This window comes from Streptomyces sp. NPDC031225 (assembly GCF_055570355.1).
In genome coordinates this window covers 103,133-120,473 of record NZ_JBVIHJ010000021.1, presented here as the reverse complement: position 1 = coordinate 120,473, position 17,341 = coordinate 103,133, and the positions used below count along the sequence as shown (strand labels likewise).

At 70.9% G+C, this 17,341-nt stretch carries 15 protein-coding genes; 10 read left to right on the top strand and 5 right to left on the bottom strand.

The window, feature by feature from the left end:
• Positions 1-128: 128 nt before the first annotated feature.
• From ACZ48Z_RS31440 to ACZ48Z_RS31415, 6 genes are read left to right on the top strand one after another with little or no spacing between them, the layout of a single operon-like run.
• A complete protein-coding gene (locus ACZ48Z_RS31440) occupies positions 129-1,022 on the top strand; it encodes a carbohydrate ABC transporter permease (protein WP_468739326.1) in 894 nt (297 codons plus the stop codon).
• Positions 1,019-1,888, top strand: a complete 870-nt coding sequence (locus ACZ48Z_RS31435; RefSeq protein WP_389101700.1) for a carbohydrate ABC transporter permease — start codon at positions 1,019-1,021, stop codon at positions 1,886-1,888. Before ACZ48Z_RS31440 ends, ACZ48Z_RS31435 begins: the two co-directional genes overlap by 4 nt.
• A gap of 27 nt (positions 1,889-1,915) precedes the next feature.
• Entirely contained in the window at positions 1,916-2,875 is a 960-nt protein-coding gene (locus ACZ48Z_RS31430) for an alkaline phosphatase family protein (protein WP_468739264.1), read from the top strand.
• Positions 2,872-5,820: a glycoside hydrolase family 2 TIM barrel-domain containing protein gene (locus tag ACZ48Z_RS31425; RefSeq protein ID WP_468739263.1), complete on the top strand. Its 2,949-nt coding sequence runs from the start codon at positions 2,872-2,874 to the stop codon at positions 5,818-5,820. Before ACZ48Z_RS31430 ends, ACZ48Z_RS31425 begins: the two co-directional genes overlap by 4 nt.
• A gap of 35 nt (positions 5,821-5,855) precedes the next feature.
• Positions 5,856-7,682, top strand: a complete 1,827-nt coding sequence (locus ACZ48Z_RS31420) for a LamG-like jellyroll fold domain-containing protein (protein WP_468739262.1) — start codon at positions 5,856-5,858, stop codon at positions 7,680-7,682.
• Between the two features lie 10 nt (positions 7,683-7,692).
• A complete protein-coding gene (locus tag ACZ48Z_RS31415; protein WP_468739261.1) occupies positions 7,693-9,363 on the top strand; it encodes a histidinol-phosphatase in 1,671 nt (556 codons plus the stop codon).
• An 83-nt stretch (positions 9,364-9,446) separates the two neighbouring features.
• Here the strand turns inward: ACZ48Z_RS31415 and ACZ48Z_RS31410 are convergent, their stop codons facing one another.
• The 4 genes from ACZ48Z_RS31410 to ACZ48Z_RS31395 are packed head-to-tail and all read right to left on the bottom strand — an operon-like array spanning position 9,447 to position 13,258.
• Positions 9,447-9,902, bottom strand: coding sequence for a MaoC family dehydratase (locus ACZ48Z_RS31410; protein ID WP_057612706.1), 456 nt, complete (start codon positions 9,900-9,902; stop codon positions 9,447-9,449).
• 14 nt (positions 9,903-9,916) lie between these two features.
• Positions 9,917-11,422 carry an acyl-CoA synthetase gene (locus ACZ48Z_RS31405; RefSeq protein ID WP_468739260.1) on the bottom strand — a complete coding sequence of 502 codons (1,506 nt, stop codon included), beginning with the start codon at positions 11,420-11,422 and terminating at the stop codon, positions 9,917-9,919.
• Positions 11,423-11,432: 10 nt separating this feature from the next.
• A complete protein-coding gene (locus ACZ48Z_RS31400; protein ID WP_468739325.1) occupies positions 11,433-12,308 on the bottom strand; it encodes an amidohydrolase family protein in 876 nt (291 codons plus the stop codon).
• 32 nt (positions 12,309-12,340) lie between these two features.
• Entirely contained in the window at positions 12,341-13,258 is a 918-nt protein-coding gene (locus tag ACZ48Z_RS31395) for an SDR family NAD(P)-dependent oxidoreductase (protein WP_468739259.1), read from the bottom strand.
• A 227-nt stretch (positions 13,259-13,485) separates the two neighbouring features.
• Between ACZ48Z_RS31395 and ACZ48Z_RS31390 the strand changes: the two genes are divergently transcribed.
• The 4 genes from ACZ48Z_RS31390 (at position 13,486) to ACZ48Z_RS31375 (ending at position 16,791) form a co-directional block, all read left to right on the top strand.
• Positions 13,486-13,905 carry a MarR family winged helix-turn-helix transcriptional regulator gene (locus ACZ48Z_RS31390; protein ID WP_389101684.1) on the top strand — a complete coding sequence of 140 codons (420 nt, stop codon included), beginning with the start codon at positions 13,486-13,488 and terminating at the stop codon, positions 13,903-13,905.
• Positions 13,902-14,687, top strand: coding sequence for an IclR family transcriptional regulator (locus ACZ48Z_RS31385; RefSeq protein ID WP_468739258.1), 786 nt, complete (start codon positions 13,902-13,904; stop codon positions 14,685-14,687). Before ACZ48Z_RS31390 ends, ACZ48Z_RS31385 begins: the two co-directional genes overlap by 4 nt.
• Positions 14,688-14,929: 242 nt before the next feature.
• Positions 14,930-16,126 (top strand): sensor histidine kinase, encoded by a 1,197-nt coding sequence (locus tag ACZ48Z_RS31380; protein ID WP_468739257.1) that lies wholly within the window; start codon positions 14,930-14,932, stop codon positions 16,124-16,126.
• Positions 16,123-16,791: a response regulator gene (locus ACZ48Z_RS31375; protein ID WP_468739256.1), complete on the top strand. Its 669-nt coding sequence runs from the start codon at positions 16,123-16,125 to the stop codon at positions 16,789-16,791. Before ACZ48Z_RS31380 ends, ACZ48Z_RS31375 begins: the two co-directional genes overlap by 4 nt.
• Here ACZ48Z_RS31375 and ACZ48Z_RS31370 read toward each other — a convergent pair.
• Positions 16,788-17,192 (bottom strand): VOC family protein, encoded by a 405-nt coding sequence (locus ACZ48Z_RS31370; protein ID WP_468739255.1) that lies wholly within the window; start codon positions 17,190-17,192, stop codon positions 16,788-16,790. The genes ACZ48Z_RS31375 and ACZ48Z_RS31370 overlap by 4 nt on opposite strands.
• Positions 17,193-17,341: the final 149 nt, after the last annotated feature.

Here is a 17,341-nt window from a genome sequence, read left to right as displayed (position 1 = left end):
GGGGCGACCCACCCATCACCCCCCCCCCCCCCCCCACCCCCCCCCCCCCTCCCCCCCCCCCCCCCGGGCCCGGCCCGGCCCGGTTCCGCCCGCGGCGCGCCGCGCCCGCGGGTACCGCTCGGCCCGGACTGCGCGGTCCGCTGTCGTACTGGCGGCAGTACCTGGCGATCTCGCCGTTCTACCTGATCTTCGTCGCGTTCTCCTTCTTCCCCGTCTTCTACTCCCTGTACCTGGCCTTCCAGCGCTGGGACGGCCTGGGCGACATGCAGTTCGTGGGCCTGCAGCAGTTCCGGTTCCTGTGGGACGACCCGGTCTTCTGGCTGTCGATCCGCAACACCCTGGTGATCTGGGTGCTGTCCACCGTGCCGACCCTCTTCGGCGCCCTGACGCTGGCGACGCTGCTGCACTCGGTGCGCCGCTTCAAGGGCTTCTACCGCATCGCGCTGTACGTGCCCAACGTGACCTCGATCGTCGCCGTGGCGATCTTCTTCGGCGCGGTGTTCAGCAACAACTTCGGTCTGGTCAACGCGATCCTGGGCATGGTCGGCATCTCGCCCGTTCCGTGGCTGAGCAACCCGTGGCTGATCAAGGTGGTCATCTCGCTGCTGATGACCTGGCAGTGGACCGGCTACAACATGATCATCTATCTGGCCGGCCTGCAGGCGATCCCGAACTCGATCTACGAGGCGGCGAAGATGGACGGTGCGGGGCCCATCCGCACGTTCTTCCAGATCACCATCCCGATCATGCGGCCGATCATTCTGTTCACGGTCATCATCTCGACCATCAACGGCCTGCAGAGCTTCAGCGAACCCCAGGTCCTGTTCTCCAGCAACGCCGCCAACGCCAACCTCGGCGGCCCGGGCCAGGCGGGTCTGACGACCTTGCTGTACTTCTACCAGTCGGCCTTCCTCAACAACGACTACGGCTACGGCGCGGCCATCGTGTGGGCCTTCTTCGTACTGATCATCATCCTCGTCGCCGTCAACTGGCGCATCACCACACGAGGGAGGAAGGCATGACCGCGGTCGACACCGCGCGGCCGGCCACGGGCGGCAGGCGACTTCGCCGCCCCAAGGGCCTGACAGCGCACATCATCCTCGTCGTGGCCGTCCTGGTCTCGGTCTTCCCGTTCGCGTGGACGATCATCATGGCGACCAACACCACGCAGGACATCTACAAGAGCCCGCCGAAGTTCACGTTCGGCTCCCATCTGCTGGAGAACATCCGGCACGTGCTGAACACCATCGACTTCTTCGGGTCGATGCTCAACACGGTGCTGGTCGCGACCGTCACCACCGCCCTGGTGCTGTTCATCGACTCCCTGGCGGCCTTCACCTTCGCCAAGTTCGACTTCCCCGGCCGCAAACTGCTCTTCGGCACACTGCTGCTGTTCATGATGCTGCCGCTGCAACTCGCGATCCTGCCGCAGTTCATCCTCATGTCGAAGATCGGCTGGGTCGGGATGCTCAAGGCACTCGCCCTGCCCTCCCTCGCCAACGCCTTCGGCATCTTCTGGCTGCACCAGTACATCCAGAACGGCGTGCCCGACGAACTCCTCGACGCCGCCCGCATCGACGGCGCCGGGTTCTTCCGTCAGTACTGGAACATCGCGCTGCCGATGATCAGGCCCGCGCTGTCGTTCCTCGCCATCTACGCCTTCGTCAACTGCTGGAACGACTACATCTGGCCGCTCGTCGTGCTCACCGACCCGGGCCACGTGACCCTCCAGGTCGAGCTCGCCCAGCTCAACGTCGGCCACACCACCGACTACAGCATGGTCATGGCCGGTGTCCTGATGGCGGCGCTCCCGCTGGTCATCGTGTTCAGCATCTTCGCCCGCGGGTTCATCGCGGGTGCCACCGAGGGCGCGGTACAGGGCTCCTGACCCGGTGCCGTGAGAAGGGGGTGGGCGGTGACGTACGACATCGGCGGACGCGGCAGGGTGCTCGTCGTGGGCATGGACGGGCTGCGGTACGACCTGCTGACCCGCTCGCCGGCCACGGCACCCGTCCTGCACGGCCTGATGGCCGCGGGCGCCCACGGCACCAGCCTGCTGCCCTACGGCGAGGTGGACGGCCAGGCCGCGGACGGGCCGTCCACCAGCATGGCCTACACGGACTCCGGGCCCGGCTGGTCAAGCGTGCTCACCGGCGTGTGGCCCGACCGGCACGGAGTGCGCGGCAACGACTTCGCCGGTGCCGACTACGCCCGCTACCCCGACTTCCTGAGCCGGGCCGGCACCGCCCGGCGCCGGCTGCGCACCGCGGCCGCGGTGTCCTGGCCGGAACTGATCCGGCGCGGCACCCTCGGCCCCGCCATCGGCCGCCGGGTGCGCTACGACGGCGAGTCGGACGGCTACGGCACCGCGGACCGCCTCGTCGCCCGCACCGCCCAGCGCTGGCTCACCGAGGACGATCCCGACGCCGTCTTCGTGTACTTCGGCGCCACCGACGAGGCCGCCCACGCCATGGGCCCGCACAGCCTCGCGCACGACCGGGCCCTGCTCACCCAGGACACCCACCTCGGGTGGCTCCTTGCGGCCATCGACGCCCGGCGCTCGGACCCCGCCCGCGCGCGGGAGCGCTGGACCGTGCTGGTCACCACGGACCACGGGCACCTCGACACCGGCGGCCACGGTGGCGACACCCGCGCCGAGCGCGAGGTGTTCGTCGTCCTGGCCGAACCCGGCATGCCCGGCGGCACCCGGCTCGACACACCGCGTCTCATCGACATCGCCCCCACCGTCCTGGACCGGCTCGGCGTCCCCGTCGACCCGGCATGGGGCCTGCAGGGCCGGGTCCTGCACGGCCACGGACAGTCCTGCCACACCCCGGCACCACCCACCGCACCCCCGACCCCGGAACGGTCATGACCGACGCACCCAGCGGACCCCGCCCCGCCGATCCCCTCATCGCCCTGCGCCCCTGGGAGGCACCCGAGGTGACCTCCTGGGGGCGGCTGCCCATGAACGCCGTCGACCGGCGCTCCGGAGCACTCCCCCTGGACGGCGACTGGCGTTTCCGGTTGCTGCCCACTCCGGACGCGCCGGTCGGCGGTGCCTGGTCCTCGGCGTACGTCCCCGGCGTCTGGACGATGCAGGGCACGGACGACCTGCCGCGGTACACGAACGTCCGGATGCCGTTCCCGCAGTTCCCGCCGCACTCCCCCGCCGCGAATCCGACGGGGGTGTACGAGCGTGAGGTGGACGTCCCCGCCGAGTGGGCCGGGCGCCGGGTCGTGCTCCAGGTCGGGGCCGCCGAGAGCGTGCTCCTCGTGCATGTGGACGGGCGGCCCGTCGGCGTCTCCAAGGACTCCCACCTGGCAGCCGAGTTCGACCTGACGGGACTCGTGCGCGCCGGTGCGCGGACCGTCGTACGGCTGACGGTGGTCAAGTGGTCCGACGCCTCGCACATCGAGGACCAGGACCAGTGGTGGCACGGGGGGATCACCCGCTCGGTGCTGCTGTACGCGACGGACCCGCTGCACCTGGCCGACGTGAGCGTGCGGGCCTCCCGCGGCGGTGAGCTGCGGGTGGACTGCCGGGTACGGGACTCGGGCGGCGCGCTGTCCGGGGGCTGGTACGTCAGCGGGGACCTGGAAGGGCGACTGCTCACCCAGGACGCCGAGTTCGACCGGTTCAACAGGGAGGACGACCGGGTCTCCGACTTCCTCGGCGAGGCGCGTCTGGCCGCCACCGTCCCGGACGTCCGCACCTGGAACGCCGAGGTTCCCGAGCTCTACAGCCTCACCGTCCGGCTCCACCGCGCCGACGGCACGGTCGCCGACACCGCACGGCACCGGATCGGCTTCCGGGACGTCGAGATCGTCGGCCGGGACCTGCTGGTCAACGGCGAGCGGGTCTTCATCCGGGGCGTCAACCGGCACGACTTCCACCCGCTGACCGGGCGGACGGTGTCGCCCGACGACCTGCGCGCGGATCTGATCACGCTGAAGCGCTTCGGGTTCAACGCGATCCGCACCTCCCACTACCCGAACGACCCGGCGCTGTACGACCTCGCCGACGAGCTCGGTTTCTACGTCGTGGACGAGGCGGACATCGAGTCGCACGACCACGCCCACGAGATCGCCGACGACCCGCGCTATCTGAACGCCTTCGTGGACCGGGTCTCGCGGATGGTGCTGCGGGACAAGAACCACCCGTCGGTCATCGTCTGGTCCCTGGGCAACGAGTCCGACTACGGGGCCAACCACGACGCGGCCGCCGGCTGGGTGCGCCGGCACGATCCGACCCGGCCCCTCCAGTACGAGGGGGCGGCCAAGCTCGACTGGGCGGCGACCGGCGACGCGACCGACATCGCCTGCCCCATGTACGCCTCGCTGGAGGAGTGCGTGGAGCACGCCCTCTCCGGGCGGCAGACCAAGCCGTTGATCTGGTGCGAGTACTCCCACGCCATGGGCAACAGCAACGGCACGCTCGCGGACCATTGGGCGGCCATCGAGTCAACGCCAGGACTTCAGGGCGGGTTCATCTGGGAGTTCTGGGACCACGGCATTCTGCAGCGTGTGAACGACGGCAGACCGGTCGGACGTGGGGGCGTCGGGCTCTTTGACAACGGTGTCGCCGCGCCCGGCCACCGCTGGGCGTACGGCGGCGACTTCGGCGAGGCGATCCACGACGGCGCCTTCATCGCCGACGGCGTCGTCTTCCCCGACCGCACGCCGAAGCCGGTGATGTACGAGCACCGGGAGATCGCGGCGCCGGTGCGCATCGAGTGCTTCCGGCACGAGGGCATCGTGCTCGGCAACCACCAGCACTTCCGGGGCCTGACCTGGCTGTCGGCCGAGTGGGAGCTGTCCCTGGCCGACGGCCGCACCCTGACCGCGCCCGCCGAGCTGCCCGATCTGCGGCCCGGTGAGACGGCGGCGGCGGCGCTGCCGTTCGAGCTGCCCGAGGAGGGCGGCGAGGCGTGGCTGACCCTGCGGGTGACGACCGCGGGGGACGAACCGTGGGCGCCCCGCGGCACCGTGGTGTGCGTGCCCCAGGTGCGCCTTCGGGAGGCGGTCCCGCAGACTCCCGTGGCCGTGAAGGACCGTTCCGTCGAGGTCGACGCGGACGGACTCCTGATCCACCCCCTGCTCACCCGCGCCCCCACCCTCTCTCTGTGGCGGGCGCCCACCGACAACGACGAGTTGGGCGGCATGGCGCCGCGCTGGCGTGACCTGGGCCTCCACGCGCCGGTACGCAAGGTCGCGGAGGTGCGCCGGGGCGGGGGGCGGACCACCGTGCACGCCGAGTACGTCTGCGAGGCCGGTGTCGTCCGCCATGTGCAGGTCTTCACCGCCGTCGAGGGCGGCATCCACGTCGAGGAGAAGGCCGAGCTGCCGGAGGAGTTCCACGACGTGGCACGGGTCGGCTCCGTGTTCGAGACGATCGCCGGTCCCGACCTGATGGAGTGGTACGGACAGGGCCCCTGGGAGTCGTATCCGGACCGTGCCTTCGGGGCGCCCGTCGGCCATCACTCGGTGCCCGTGGACGAACTGTTCACCCCCTATCTGCGTCCACAGGAGAGCGGCGGCCGGCACGGCGTACGGCACTTCACGCTCTCGGCGCCGGACGCCACCGGCCTCTCGGTCGTCCTGGACGAACCGCGCCAGGTCGGTGTGAGCCGGTTCCGCGCCGACGACCTCACCGGCGCCGCGCACCACGACGAGCTCGTGCCCCGGGCGGGCTGCGTGGTGCACATCGACGCCGCCCACCGCGGCCTCGGCACCGCCTCGTGCGGCCCCGACACCTCAGCCTCCTATCTCGTCGCGCCGGGGGTCCATCGCTGGAGCTGGACCCTGCGCGCGCTCTGAGTCCCCTCTCGACTTCCCTTCGTTACGGAGCACACGTGTGTACTTCGCATGACCACAACCAGGGCGAGGCCGCGCAGGCCGGCGCCGGACGGCGCAGTTTCCTGCGGGCGACGGCACTGCTGGGCGCGGCGGCCACGGCAGGGGTCGCGCTGCCGACCGTGGCCGAGGCCTCGGTGTCGTCCGGCCGGCGTCCCGACACGGAGAGCCGGCGTTTCACGCTCGCCGTGATGCCCGACACCCAGTACCTCTTCGACGGGCCGAGCATCGACAAGGCTCCCGTCGAGGCCTCGCTGCGGTATCTGCTGGAGCACGGGAAGGACGAGAACATCGTCTTCCTGTCCCACCTCGGCGACCTCACGCAGAACGGCGCGGCGCCGGAGTTCGCGGCGATCGGCGAGGCGTTCAGGCTCCTCGACCGGCGGGGCGTCGGCTACAGCGTCCTCGCGGGCAACCACGACGTGAAGTCGTCCACCACCGACCAGCGCGGCACCTCGCCGTACCTGGACACCTTCGGTCCCGACCGGTTCAAGGGCCAGGGCACCTTCGGCGGCGCCTCCCCCGACGGCTACAACACCTACCACCTGTTCAGGGCCGCCGGCCGCGAGTGGATGGTGCTCGCGCTGGACTGGCGGCTCTCTGACAAGGGGTATGCCTGGGCGAAGAGCGTCCTGGCCGCCCACCCGACGACGCCGGTCGTCCTCACCACGCACGAGCTGGTCGTCGAGGACGACACCCTGTCGGACTACGGCCAACAGCTGTGGGACCAGCTGGTCAAGGACCACGACCAGATCTTCCTCACCCTCAACGGGCACTACTGGCCTGCCGGGCGGGCGACCCGCAAGAACACGGCGGGCAACGACGTCCACCTGCACCTCACCAACTACCAGAACCGGTACTTCGGCGGCGCCGCCATGATCCGCCTGTACCGCTTCGACCTCGACCGTGGCGTGATCGACGTGGAGACGGTCTCCCCGTGGATCCTCGGCCGGGCCTCGAAGGGGCTCAACGAGCTGGAGCGGCAGGAGATCGAGCTGAGCGGCGACGCCGACCGGTTCTCGGTCGGCATCGACTTCGCGGAGCGGTTCGCCGGCTTCGCCCCGGTGCCCGCCCGTCCGGCTCGCCCGGCGTCGAGGATGCTGATACCCGCCACGGCCGCGTACTGGCGCTTCGACTCGGCGGTCTCCGGCACGGTCCGCGACCTGTCCGGCCGCGGCAACGACCTCACCGTGGTGTCGGTAGGCGGCGGCTCGCTGGGCTGGTCCGCCGACCACCACCCGGACCAGCCCGGCCACGGCAGCCTGGAGTTCCAGGGCTACAAGTCGCCGCTCAAGGGCGCGTACCTGCAGACGGTCGAGGGGGCGCCGCTCAACAGGGCGACCTTCAAGGACGGTTACACCATCGAGGTGTTCTACCGGATGCCCGCCGACTGGGATCCGGACCACAACGCCTGGGCGGGACTGGTCAGTCGGCGGGGTACGGGCGGCGCCGCCGGCAAGACCGGTGACGACCCCGACGAGCCGCTCGCCACGCTCTCGCTCTCCAACGACCGTGAGCCGCAGTGGGCCATGCGTCCCCTCAACCAGGAGGGCATCGCCACCAACTGGGGCCAGGAGACGCCGCTGGAGACCTGGTGGCACCTCGCCGTCGTCAACGACGGCAAGCACACCACGCTGTACGTCCAGGGCTGCCCGGTCGTCCGCAACCCGAAGGCGTCCGCCGTCGGGATCACCTCGGTCGCCGAGCCGTGGCTGCTGGGCGGCTACACGTACGCCGACAAGATCGACCAGATCTTCCACGGCCGTCTCGGCGACGTCCGGATCGTCTCGCGGGCGCTGCCCGTCTCCTCCTTCATGACGCACTGACGGGATCACCATGACCGAGCAGCAACTGCCCTCCTGGGCCGACCCTTCCGTCCCGCCCGCCGAGCTCGACGCGCAGGGCGTGTCCAGACGCGGACTCCTGCGCGGCGCGGGCCTGTTCGGCGCCGCGTTCGCCCTCGGCTCGGCGGCGACGCCCGCCTTCGCCTCGCCCCAGCGGCACGGCTTCGGCGGCGAGGACCCGCGCCTCGCCTACCTGGTGGGCGACCACCACGTGCACTCCGTGTACAGCCACGACGCGAAGTACACGTTCTCGCAGCAGGCGAAGGCCGCCGCCAGGTACGGCCTCGACTGGATGGTGTTCAACGAGCACTCCAACTTCGGGCACGCGAGTTACGGCGCGAAGCTGGAACACGCGGAGATCGTCAAGGCCCGTGCGGAGAACCCGCGTCAGCTGATCTTCCAGGGCCTGGAGTGGTACATCCCGGCCGCCGAGCACTGCACGGTGTTCGCGGCCCCCGGGCCCCACGAGACCGACCTGCTCACCCAGTTCGAGCTCGCCTACGACGGCAAGCTGCTCGGTTACACGGAGGGTTCCGCCGGCGCCACGGACACCGCCCGCAACGAGGCGCACGCCGTCAAGGCGATCAAGTGGCTGGCGGAGCAGCGCCGTTCGGGCTACGTCGACGACGTCCTCGTCCTCGCCAACCACCCGCTGCGTCTCGGCATCGACTCCCCGCACGAGATGCGGGGCTGGCGGGACGCGGCCCCCGAGATCATGATCGGCATGGAGGGCGCACCCGGCGCCCAGGGCGCGGCGATCCCCGGCTGGCGCGGTGCGACGTCGATCCGCGGCGAGTACGAGAACAAGCCGTCGGCGCAGTCGTGGTCGGGCTATCCCGCGGAGGCGTATCTGACGTACGGCGGCTTCGACTGGGCGACGGCGACCGTCGGCGGGCTGTGGGACTCGATGCTGGCCGAGGGCAGCCTGTTCTCGATCACCACGAACTCCGACAACCACCGCACCGTCTTCGACACCTGGAAGAACGGCGACTGGCCCGCGGGGCAGAACTTCGACAACACCGGCAAGCTGCCCGACCCGGTGAACACCGACACCGCGCAGCCCGGCAGCGACTTCTGGCCGGGCCAGTTCAGCCGCACCCACGTCGGCGTGACCCGCTACGGCTACCGCTCGGTGATGGCGGGCATGCGTGCGGGCCGCGTCTGGGTGGACCACGGGCATCTGCTCGACGGGCTCGACGTCCGCGTGAAGCGGGACTGCGACTTCGGGCGCGGTGTCACGCTGGGCGGGCGGCTGCGGGTCCGCAAGGGCGAGCGGATCACGCTGTACGTGACGGTCACGAGCGCCTCGCGCCCCAACCCCCAGGGAATCCTGCCCGAGTTGGCGCACGTCGACGTGATCCGGGGCTCGGTGCACGGTCCGGTGGCCGACCGGGACAGCTGGAGGGCGCCCGACACCAAGGTCGTCCGGACGAAGGACGTGTCAGGCCGGAAGGGGACGTACACCCTGAGCATCCCCCTGACCGCCGGGGACGAGTCCTTCTACGTCCGGCTGCGCGGCAGTGACGGCAAGCGGCACGGTGCCGGGTATCTCGGTGCGTCGGTCGACCCGCACGGGCCGATTCCGCACGCGCCCGGGGACGGCGACCCGTGGGCGGACACGTGGTTCTACTCCAACCCGGTCTTCGTCGACGTCACCGGCTGAGGCGAGCGCCTGAAGGGGCGCGGGGAACTGCGCGACCGGTCACAGCGGTCCCGCAGTTCCCCGCTGCCTCCGCGGGGGACTTTCTAGGCGTAGAACCGGGAAAGACTCTGCAGCACCGCCGCCGGCTTGGCGCCGCCCTCGATCTCCACCGCGCCGTCGACGGTGACCTGGACACCGCCCGGCACCTCCTCGACGTCCGTGAGCTTGGCGACGAGACGGATGCGGGAGCCCACCTTCACCGGGGAGGGGAAACGGACCTTGTTCAGGCCGTAGTTGACCTTCGTGGTGACGCCCTGGACGTCCAGCAGCTCGGTGAAGAGCGGGATGAACAGGGAGAGGGTGAGGTAGCCGTGCGCGATGGGGGCGCCGAAGGGGCCCGCCGCCGCCTTCTCGGGGTCCACGTGGATCCACTGGTGGTCGCCCGTGGCGTCGGCGAAGGTGTTGATGCGCTCCTGGGTGACCTCGATCCACTCGCTGGTGCCGAGGTCGCTGCCGGCGAGCTTCTTCAGTTCGTCGAGACCGTTGACGGTGACGCTCATGTAGCTGTCCTTGCCTAGGAGTTGGAGCCGTAGCGCTTGCGCACCCGGGACTTGAGGAGCTTTCCGGAGGCGGTGCGCGGGAGTTCGTCCGCGAGCACCACCGACTTGGGGATCTTGTACTTGGCGAGCCGGCCGGCCAGGGAGGCCAGGACCTCGTCGGGGTCGGGCGTGGTGCCCTCGCGCGGGACGACGACCGCCCGTGGCACCTCGCCCCACTTGTCGTCCGGGACGCCGATGACCGCGCACTCGACGATGTCCGGGTGGGCGAGGAGCAGGTCCTCGATCTCGGCGGGGTAGATGTTCTCGCCGCCGGAGATGATCATGTCCTTGATGCGGTCGACGATGAAGACGTATCCGTCCTCGTCCACACGGGCCGCGTCCCCGCTGCGGAACCAGCCGTCCGTGAACGAGGCGGCGGTCTCCTCGGGCAGTCCCCAGTAGCCGGGCATGACGTGCGGGCCGCGGAGCACGACCTCGCCGGTCTCGTCGACGTCGACGGGCACGAGATCCGGCCGAACGACCCGCACATCGCTGAAGAAGTGGGGGACGCCTGCGGAGCCCGCCTTGCTGACGCAGTGCTCGGCGTCCAGGAGCAGGGTGCCGGGGGACGCCTCCGTCATGCCGTACCCCTGGAGGAAGGTGAGCCCCCGCTCCCCGTACGCGGCGATCAGCGGGGTCGACACCGGGGAGCCGCCGCAGGTCAGGATGCGCAGGGAGGACAGGTCCGCGTCCGGCCAGCGCGGGTGTCTCGCCACCTGCTCGAACATCGTGGGCACCCCGAACATGAAGGTGATCCGGTGCTGTTCGATCAGGTCGAAGGTCGCGTCGGGGTCGAAGGCCTCGACCAGGACGCAGGTGCCGCCCTTGAGCAGCACCGGGAGGGTCAGCATGTTCAGGCCCGCCGTGTGGAACAACGGGGCGGAGACCAGGGCGCGTTCGTCGGTGATCAGGTCGTGGTCGACGAGGACGTTGATCGCGTTCCAGGTCAGGTTGCCGTGCGTGAGCATGGCGCCCTTGGGTCGGCCTGTGGTGCCCGAGGTGTACATGATGATGCAGGTGTCGTCGGGAGCGACCGGTTCGTCGATCGGTTCCACCGCAGGACCGGTGAGCAACTGCTCGTATTCCGGGCCGACTTCGACGTACGTGCGGACGTCGGTGCTGCCCGGCAGTCCGGCGACGAGCCCCGCGTGCGAGGGGCCGTAGACCAGTGCCCTGGCCCCGGAGTCGGAGAGCTGGTAGGCGATCTCCGGTCCGGCGAGGCGGGTGTTGAGGGGGACGAAGACCGCGCCGAGGACACCGGCCGCGAACAGTGTCTCCAGGTAGGAGGGGTGGTTGGGGCCGAGGTAGGCCACCCGGTCGCCGCGCCGGATGCCCCGGGCGCGCAGGGCGTGTGCGAGGCGGGTGACGCGGGTGTGCAGCTGGGCGTAGGTGACCGTCGTGTCGCCGTGGATCAGGGCGGTGCGGTGCGGGGTCTTGCGGGCCCGGCGTGCGGGCCATGACCCGAGTCCCTCGTTGCGCATCTGGGGCCCCTTACGGCTTCGTCAGCCCGAGCAGACGGGCGGCGTTCTCCTTGAGGATCTTCGGCTTGACCTCGTCCTTGATCGGCAGCTTCTCGAAGTCGGCGAGCCAGCGGTCGGGGGTGAGGACGGGGAAGTCGGAGCCGAAGAGGACCTTGTCCTTGAGCAGCGTGTTCGCGTACTGCACGAGCTGCGGCGGGAAGTACTTCGGCGACCAGCCGGACAGGTCGATGTGCACGCCCGGCTTGTGCGTGGCGACCGCGAGCGCCTCGTCCTGCCAGGGGAAGGACGGGTGCGCCAGGATGATCTTCAGGTGCGGGAAGTCGGCGGCCACGTCGTCGACGTGGAGGGGGTTGGAGTACTTGAGGCGGATGCCTCCGCCGCCCGGGACTCCGGCGCCGATGCCCGTCTGGCCGGTGTGGAAGAGGGCGATGGTGCCGGTCTCCTCGATCACCTCGAAGAGGTCGTATGCCACCGCGCGGTCGTTGGGGAAGAAGCCCTGGATGCTGGGGTGGAACTTGAAGCCCTTCACCCCGTACTCCTCGACCAGGCGGCGGGCCTGCTTGACGCCCGCCTTGCCGCGGAAGGGGTCGATGGAGGCGAAGGGGATCAGCACGTCGGAGTTGGCGGCCGCGGCCTCGGCGACCTCCTCGTTCGGGACGGGCGCGGTGCCGGTCGCGGACTCGGCGTCCACCGTGAAGATCACGGCCGCCATCCTCCGCTCGCGGTAGTAGGCGGCGGTCTCCTCAAGCGTGGGCTTCCGCTTGCCCTCCACCTTGAAGTAGGCCGAGGAGGCGTCGTGCAGGTCGTCGTCGAGCGAGGAGTGGCCCTTGGAGGACACCTCGGCGTGGGTGTGGACGTCGATGGCGACGAGGTCGTCGATGTTCATGGGGGTCGTGGGGGTCTTGACGGGGGGTTCCATCACGCCTCCGGAAGCTTCGGCGCCGGGATGCCGACCGTCTGGAGTTCGGCGCCGACCGAGGTCGGGAAGGCGTCGGCCAGGGTGTCGGGGGTCCAGCCGCCGTCGGCGTAGGCCGCGCTGATCTCCTGCGGATGGGACCAGAGTGCCACCTTGTCGCCGCCGATGCCGATCGCCTGTCCGGTGACGGAGCGGGCCGCCTCGGAGGCGAGGAAGGGAACGATGGCCGCGCAGTCCTCGGGGGTGCCGAAGCCCTCGCCCTTGCGCAGGAAGTCCGGCAGCGCCTCGCCGTTCCGCATGGCCTCGATGTACGGGGCGAAGGCGGGGATGGTCTCGGTCATCGCGGTGGCCGCCACGGGCACGATCGCGTTGACGGTGATGCCCGCGCGGCCCAGCTCCATGGACCAGGTGCGGGCGAAGGCGGCGATGCCGGCCTTGGCGGCGGAGTAGTTCGTCTGCCCGAAGTTGCCGCGCTGTCCGGCCGGGGAGCCGACCAGGATCAGGGTGCCGCCCTCGCCCTGCTCGCGCATCCGGACGGCGGCGGCGCGGGCGCAGGTGAAGGTGCCCTTGAGGTGGGTGGTGATCACCGCGTCGAAGTCGTCGTCGGTCATCTTCCACAGCACCTTGTCGCGCAGGATGCCCGCGTTGGTGACCAGGATGTCGAGCCGCCCGAACTCCTCCACCGCCCGGTTCACGAGCCGCTCGGCGGCCTCGGTGGTGCCGACCGGGACCACCTCGGCGACGGCCTTTCCGCCCGCCTCGGCGATGGACTTCACGGCCTGCTCGGCGACCGCCTCGTCGACGTCGTTGACGACCACGGAGGCGCCGTGGGCGGCGAGGGCGTGCGCGTAGGCGAGGCCGAGGCCCCGGCCACTGCCGGTGACGACGGCGACCTTGCCGGTGAGATCGATGCTGGGCACGAGCGAGTCCCTTCACGAGCTGATGCTTGAGGTGCGGCTACGAGAGGTGCGGCTACGAGAAGTGCGGCCACGAGATCGAAGCTAAGAGCAATAATTGGTGACGTCAATAGTTGTCGTCGACTCACAGGTGCGCCATGCTGGGATCACCACCACCTCCGGAGCACAGGGAGCCCGCCATCACACGCCAGCACGTCACCCCGAAGCCCATCGACTCGGAGGAGCCGTGGATGCGCGGGCTGCACGCGGACACCGGTTATCTGCTGTACCGCCTGGGCCTGCGCTCGGGTCAGCTGTTCAACACGTTCCTCCAGGAGTCGGGGCTGCGCCTGCGCCACTACGCGGTGCTGCGCTACCTCGCCGGGTCCGACGGCGCCCTCCAGCGGGAGCTGAGCACCCGGCTCGGCTACGACCCCAGCGCGATCGTCGGCCTGGTCGACGACCTGGAGAAGCTGGGGATGACCGAGCGCCGCCCCTCCCCCGACGACCGCCGCAGCAAGATCGTCGCCCTCACCGAGAACGGCCGCGCCTTCCTGCGCGGCACCGACGAGGCGGGCCGCCGGGTGACCAACGACCTGCTCGCCCCGCTCGACGCCGCCGAACGCGAGACGCTCCAGGCCCTCCTCCTGAGAGTCGCCGACCAGCCATGACCGTGCGTTCCGCGCCGGACCGGCTGCTGTCCGTGCTCGCCGCGTTCGACCACGACCACCCGGCGCTGTCCCTGTCCGACATCAGCCGGCGGGCGGGGCTGACCCTGACGACCACCCACCGGCTGGTGGGCGCGCTGACCGACTGGGGCGCCCTGGAGCGGGACGACGACGGCGTCTACCACGTCGGCCTGCGGCTGTGGGAGGTCGCCGCGCTCGCACCGCGCGGGGTGGCGCTGCGCCAACTGGCACTGCCCTATCTGGAGGACCTGTACGAAGCCACCCACGAGAACGTGCAGTTGGCGGTGCGGGACGGGAACGACGTCGTCTACATCGAATGGATCTCGGGGCGTTCGTCGGTCGGCGTGCACATCCGGGTCGGGGCCCGCTGGCCGCTGCACGCCACCGGGGTCGGCCTGGTCCTGCTGGCCCACCGCGAGGTGCGGGAGCAGGAGGAGTACTGCGCGGCCCCGCTCGCCGTCTTCACGCCGTACACCCTCACCGAGCCCGCGAGACTGCGCCGGGTCCTGGCCGAGGTCCGGCGCACCGGCGTCGCCGTGAGCAGCCGTCAGGTCACCGACGACGCCCTGTCGGTGGCGGCCCCCGTGCGTGGCGCGGACGGCACGGTGATCGCGGCGGTGTCGGTCGTCGTACCTCAGGACGACGCCCAGGTCCCGGCGCTGATCCCGGCGGTGCGGCTGGCCGCGCTCGGGATATCGCGGGCACTGGGCTGGCAGCCTGCGGCCCTGCACCGGTCGGGCGCCGGACATCCCCCGCACCGGTGAGGTCCCCGCGCCGACGCGCCGCTCATGCCCCCGCCCGCCCGGTCCTGGTGCGCCCCCGTCGCGAGCCGACCCGATCACTGATCCCCACGAGGCGGCGCCCGCAGCGCCAAGGATCTCCCGGACCCTGGGCCGCCGGCCCGTGAACGCGCCTCGTTCCGGCGCCGGATATCCCTCGCACCGGTGAGGTCCCCGCCGCGCGGGCGTCGTGATACTGGAACGGCCCCGGCCCCGAGGAGCCGCTCATGTCCGCCGTCCGGTCCTGGTACGCCCTCGCCGTCGCCCGTCTGCGGACGACGAACCCGTACGTCGTCGACAGCGCGCTCGCCGTGCTGGTGCTGTTCACCGCGTCCCTGCAGTGGATGTTCCCGGACGAGGGGGACGACCCGCTGAGCCTGGTGGGCTGGCTGCTGGGGGCCGGCACCGCGGTCCCCCTGGTCTGGCGCCGCCGCTTCCCCTACGTGTGCGCCTTGGCCGTCTCGGCGGCCACCACGGCGATGGCCTACTACCACGCACCACCACCGGATGTGCTCTACGGCGGCCTCGTCGTCCTGTACACGATCGCCGCCCGGGGCCTGCCCTGGCAGCGCCGCACGATGCTGGCGAGCTGGCTGCTCGGGGCCGTCGTGACCATGCAGCACAAGGAACACTCCGAGCCCTTCGAGTACGCCTTCCACCTCACCGGCATGATCTGCGCCTACGGCCTCGGCGTACTGGCCCGGGTGCAGCGCGCGTACACCGCCGCCGTCGAGGACCGGGCCCGCCGTCTGGAGCGGGAGCGGGCCGCGGAGACCGCGAAGGCCATCGCCCAGGAACGGGCCCGGATCGCCCGGGACATGCACGACATCCTGGCGCACGCGGTGAGCCTGATGGTCGTCCAGGCGGAGGCCGGGCCGGTCGTCCTGCGCAGTGATCCGGTGCGGGCCGAGGCGGCGTTCGACGCCATCGCGGCCAGCGGACGGGACGCGATGGCCCAACTGCGGCGGATCCTCGGGGTGTTGAAGGAGGAGGAACGCCGAAGCGGCGCCCTCCGACTGCCCCAGCCGGTCCTCTCCGGTCTCCATGACCTGGTCCGCCAGGTCTCCCACTCGGCCGGCCTGCGGGTCGAGTTGAGTGTCCGCGGCCGGCCCCGCCCGCTGCCCCCGGACACCGAGGTCGCCGCCTACCGCGCGGTGCAGGAAGCCCTGACCAACACCGTGAAGCACGCGTACGCTTCCTGCGCACAGGTGGAACTCGACTGGGCGGAGGACGAGTTGACCCTCACGGTGACCGACGACGGCGAAGGCCCCGGGCACGTCGACGGCGGGCACGGGCTGATCGGTCTCAGGGAGCGGGCGGCCGCCTGCGGGGGCAGCGCCGAGACCGGACCCGGTCCGGAAGGGGGCTTCCGCGTCGTCGTACGGTTGCCCGCCGACGCGGACCGTCAGGCGGCCCTCGGGTGAGCATCCGGGTGGTCGTCGCCGACGACCAGGAACTGGTCCGCAGCGGCTTCAGCATGATTCTGGAGGCGCAGCAGGACATCGAGGTGGTCGCCGAGGCCGGCAACGGCGCCGAGGCGGTCGACGCGGTGCGCAGGCACACGCCCGACGTGCTGCTCCTCGACATCCGGATGCCCGTGATGGACGGCCTGGAGGCGGCCCGGCAGGTGTGCGCCCGGTCGGGCTGCAAGGTGGTCATGCTGACCACCTTCGACCTCGACGAGTACGTGTACGACGCGCTCTACGCGGGCGCCAGCGGCTTCCTCCTCAAGGACGTGCGCCGGGACGACCTCGTGCACGCGGTGCGTGTGGTCGCGGGCGGCGACTCCCTGCTCGCCCCGGCGGTCACCCGCCGTCTGGTCGCGGACATCGTGCGCCGCCGCCGCGAGGAGTCCGCCACCGGGGCCACCCCCGACCGTCTGGACGTCCTGACGGCCCGGGAGGTGGAGACCCTGCGGATGCTGGCGCGGGGCCTGTCCAACGCCGAGATCGCCACCACCCTGTTCGTGAGCGAGCACACGGTGAAGACCCATGTCAGCAATGTGCTGAGCAAGTTGGGGCTCAGGGACCGGGTGCAGGCGGTGATCTGCGCGTACGAGACCGGCCTTGTGGCCCCGGGCGCCCCCTAGTCCAGTTCTGTGAACAGTGTCAGCTGGAGCGAACCGGGCGCCTCCAGGCGGGAGTTGAGGGAGTTCCACGGCGTGCGCGTCGGTTCGGCGACCACCTCCGCGCCGGCCTCGGCCAGCCTGGCTGTCGTGGCGGCCGAGTCGTCCACCTCGAACGCCACCCGGATGTGCCCCGCGACCCGCTTGCCCACCTCGACCTCGTCGATGAACGCGGCGTGGTTCGGATCGGTCAGCTCCAGCGTCGCCCGCCCGGCCTCCAGGATGGTGACCCGCCCGTCAGGCGAGGAGAACGCGGCTCGTTCGGGCAGTCCGAGGACGTCCCGGTAGAAGGTCAACGCCTCGTCGTAGTCCTCGGCCGTGACGACAAGACGGAGTTCACGGACGGCGGGCGGTACTTCGGACATGCTGCCTCCTTGGTGGTGTCGCTGAGGTCAACTCCCGGACCGGTACAGAAGATTCCTCCCTCTCAGGAGTGAGGAGCCGGCTCTCCTCCCCCGTACGACGGAGCTCTCGGAACCGCTCTCCCCGGCGATCCGGTGATCACGCCCGCGGC

Excerpts from the sequence above, each read along its gene's own strand:
- ACZ48Z_RS31435 (WP_389101700.1), top strand. The coding sequence starts at position 1,019 with ATGACCGCGGTCGACACCGCGCGGCCGGCCACGGGCGGCAGGCGACTT.
- ACZ48Z_RS31425 (WP_468739263.1), top strand. The coding sequence starts at position 2,872 with ATGACCGACGCACCCAGCGGACCCCGCCCCGCCGATCCCCTCATCGCC.
- ACZ48Z_RS31415 (WP_468739261.1), top strand. The coding sequence starts at position 7,693 with ATGACCGAGCAGCAACTGCCCTCCTGGGCCGACCCTTCCGTCCCGCCC.
- ACZ48Z_RS31410 (WP_057612706.1), bottom strand. The coding sequence starts at position 9,902 with ATGAGCGTCACCGTCAACGGTCTCGACGAACTGAAGAAGCTCGCCGGC.
- ACZ48Z_RS31405 (WP_468739260.1), bottom strand. The coding sequence starts at position 11,422 with ATGCGCAACGAGGGACTCGGGTCATGGCCCGCACGCCGGGCCCGCAAG.
- ACZ48Z_RS31400 (WP_468739325.1), bottom strand. The coding sequence starts at position 12,308 with ATGAACATCGACGACCTCGTCGCCATCGACGTCCACACCCACGCCGAG.
- ACZ48Z_RS31390 (WP_389101684.1), top strand. The coding sequence starts at position 13,486 with ATGCGCGGGCTGCACGCGGACACCGGTTATCTGCTGTACCGCCTGGGC.
- ACZ48Z_RS31385 (WP_468739258.1), top strand. The coding sequence starts at position 13,902 with ATGACCGTGCGTTCCGCGCCGGACCGGCTGCTGTCCGTGCTCGCCGCG.
- ACZ48Z_RS31380 (WP_468739257.1), top strand. The coding sequence starts at position 14,930 with ATGTCCGCCGTCCGGTCCTGGTACGCCCTCGCCGTCGCCCGTCTGCGG.
- ACZ48Z_RS31370 (WP_468739255.1), bottom strand. The coding sequence starts at position 17,192 with ATGTCCGAAGTACCGCCCGCCGTCCGTGAACTCCGTCTTGTCGTCACG.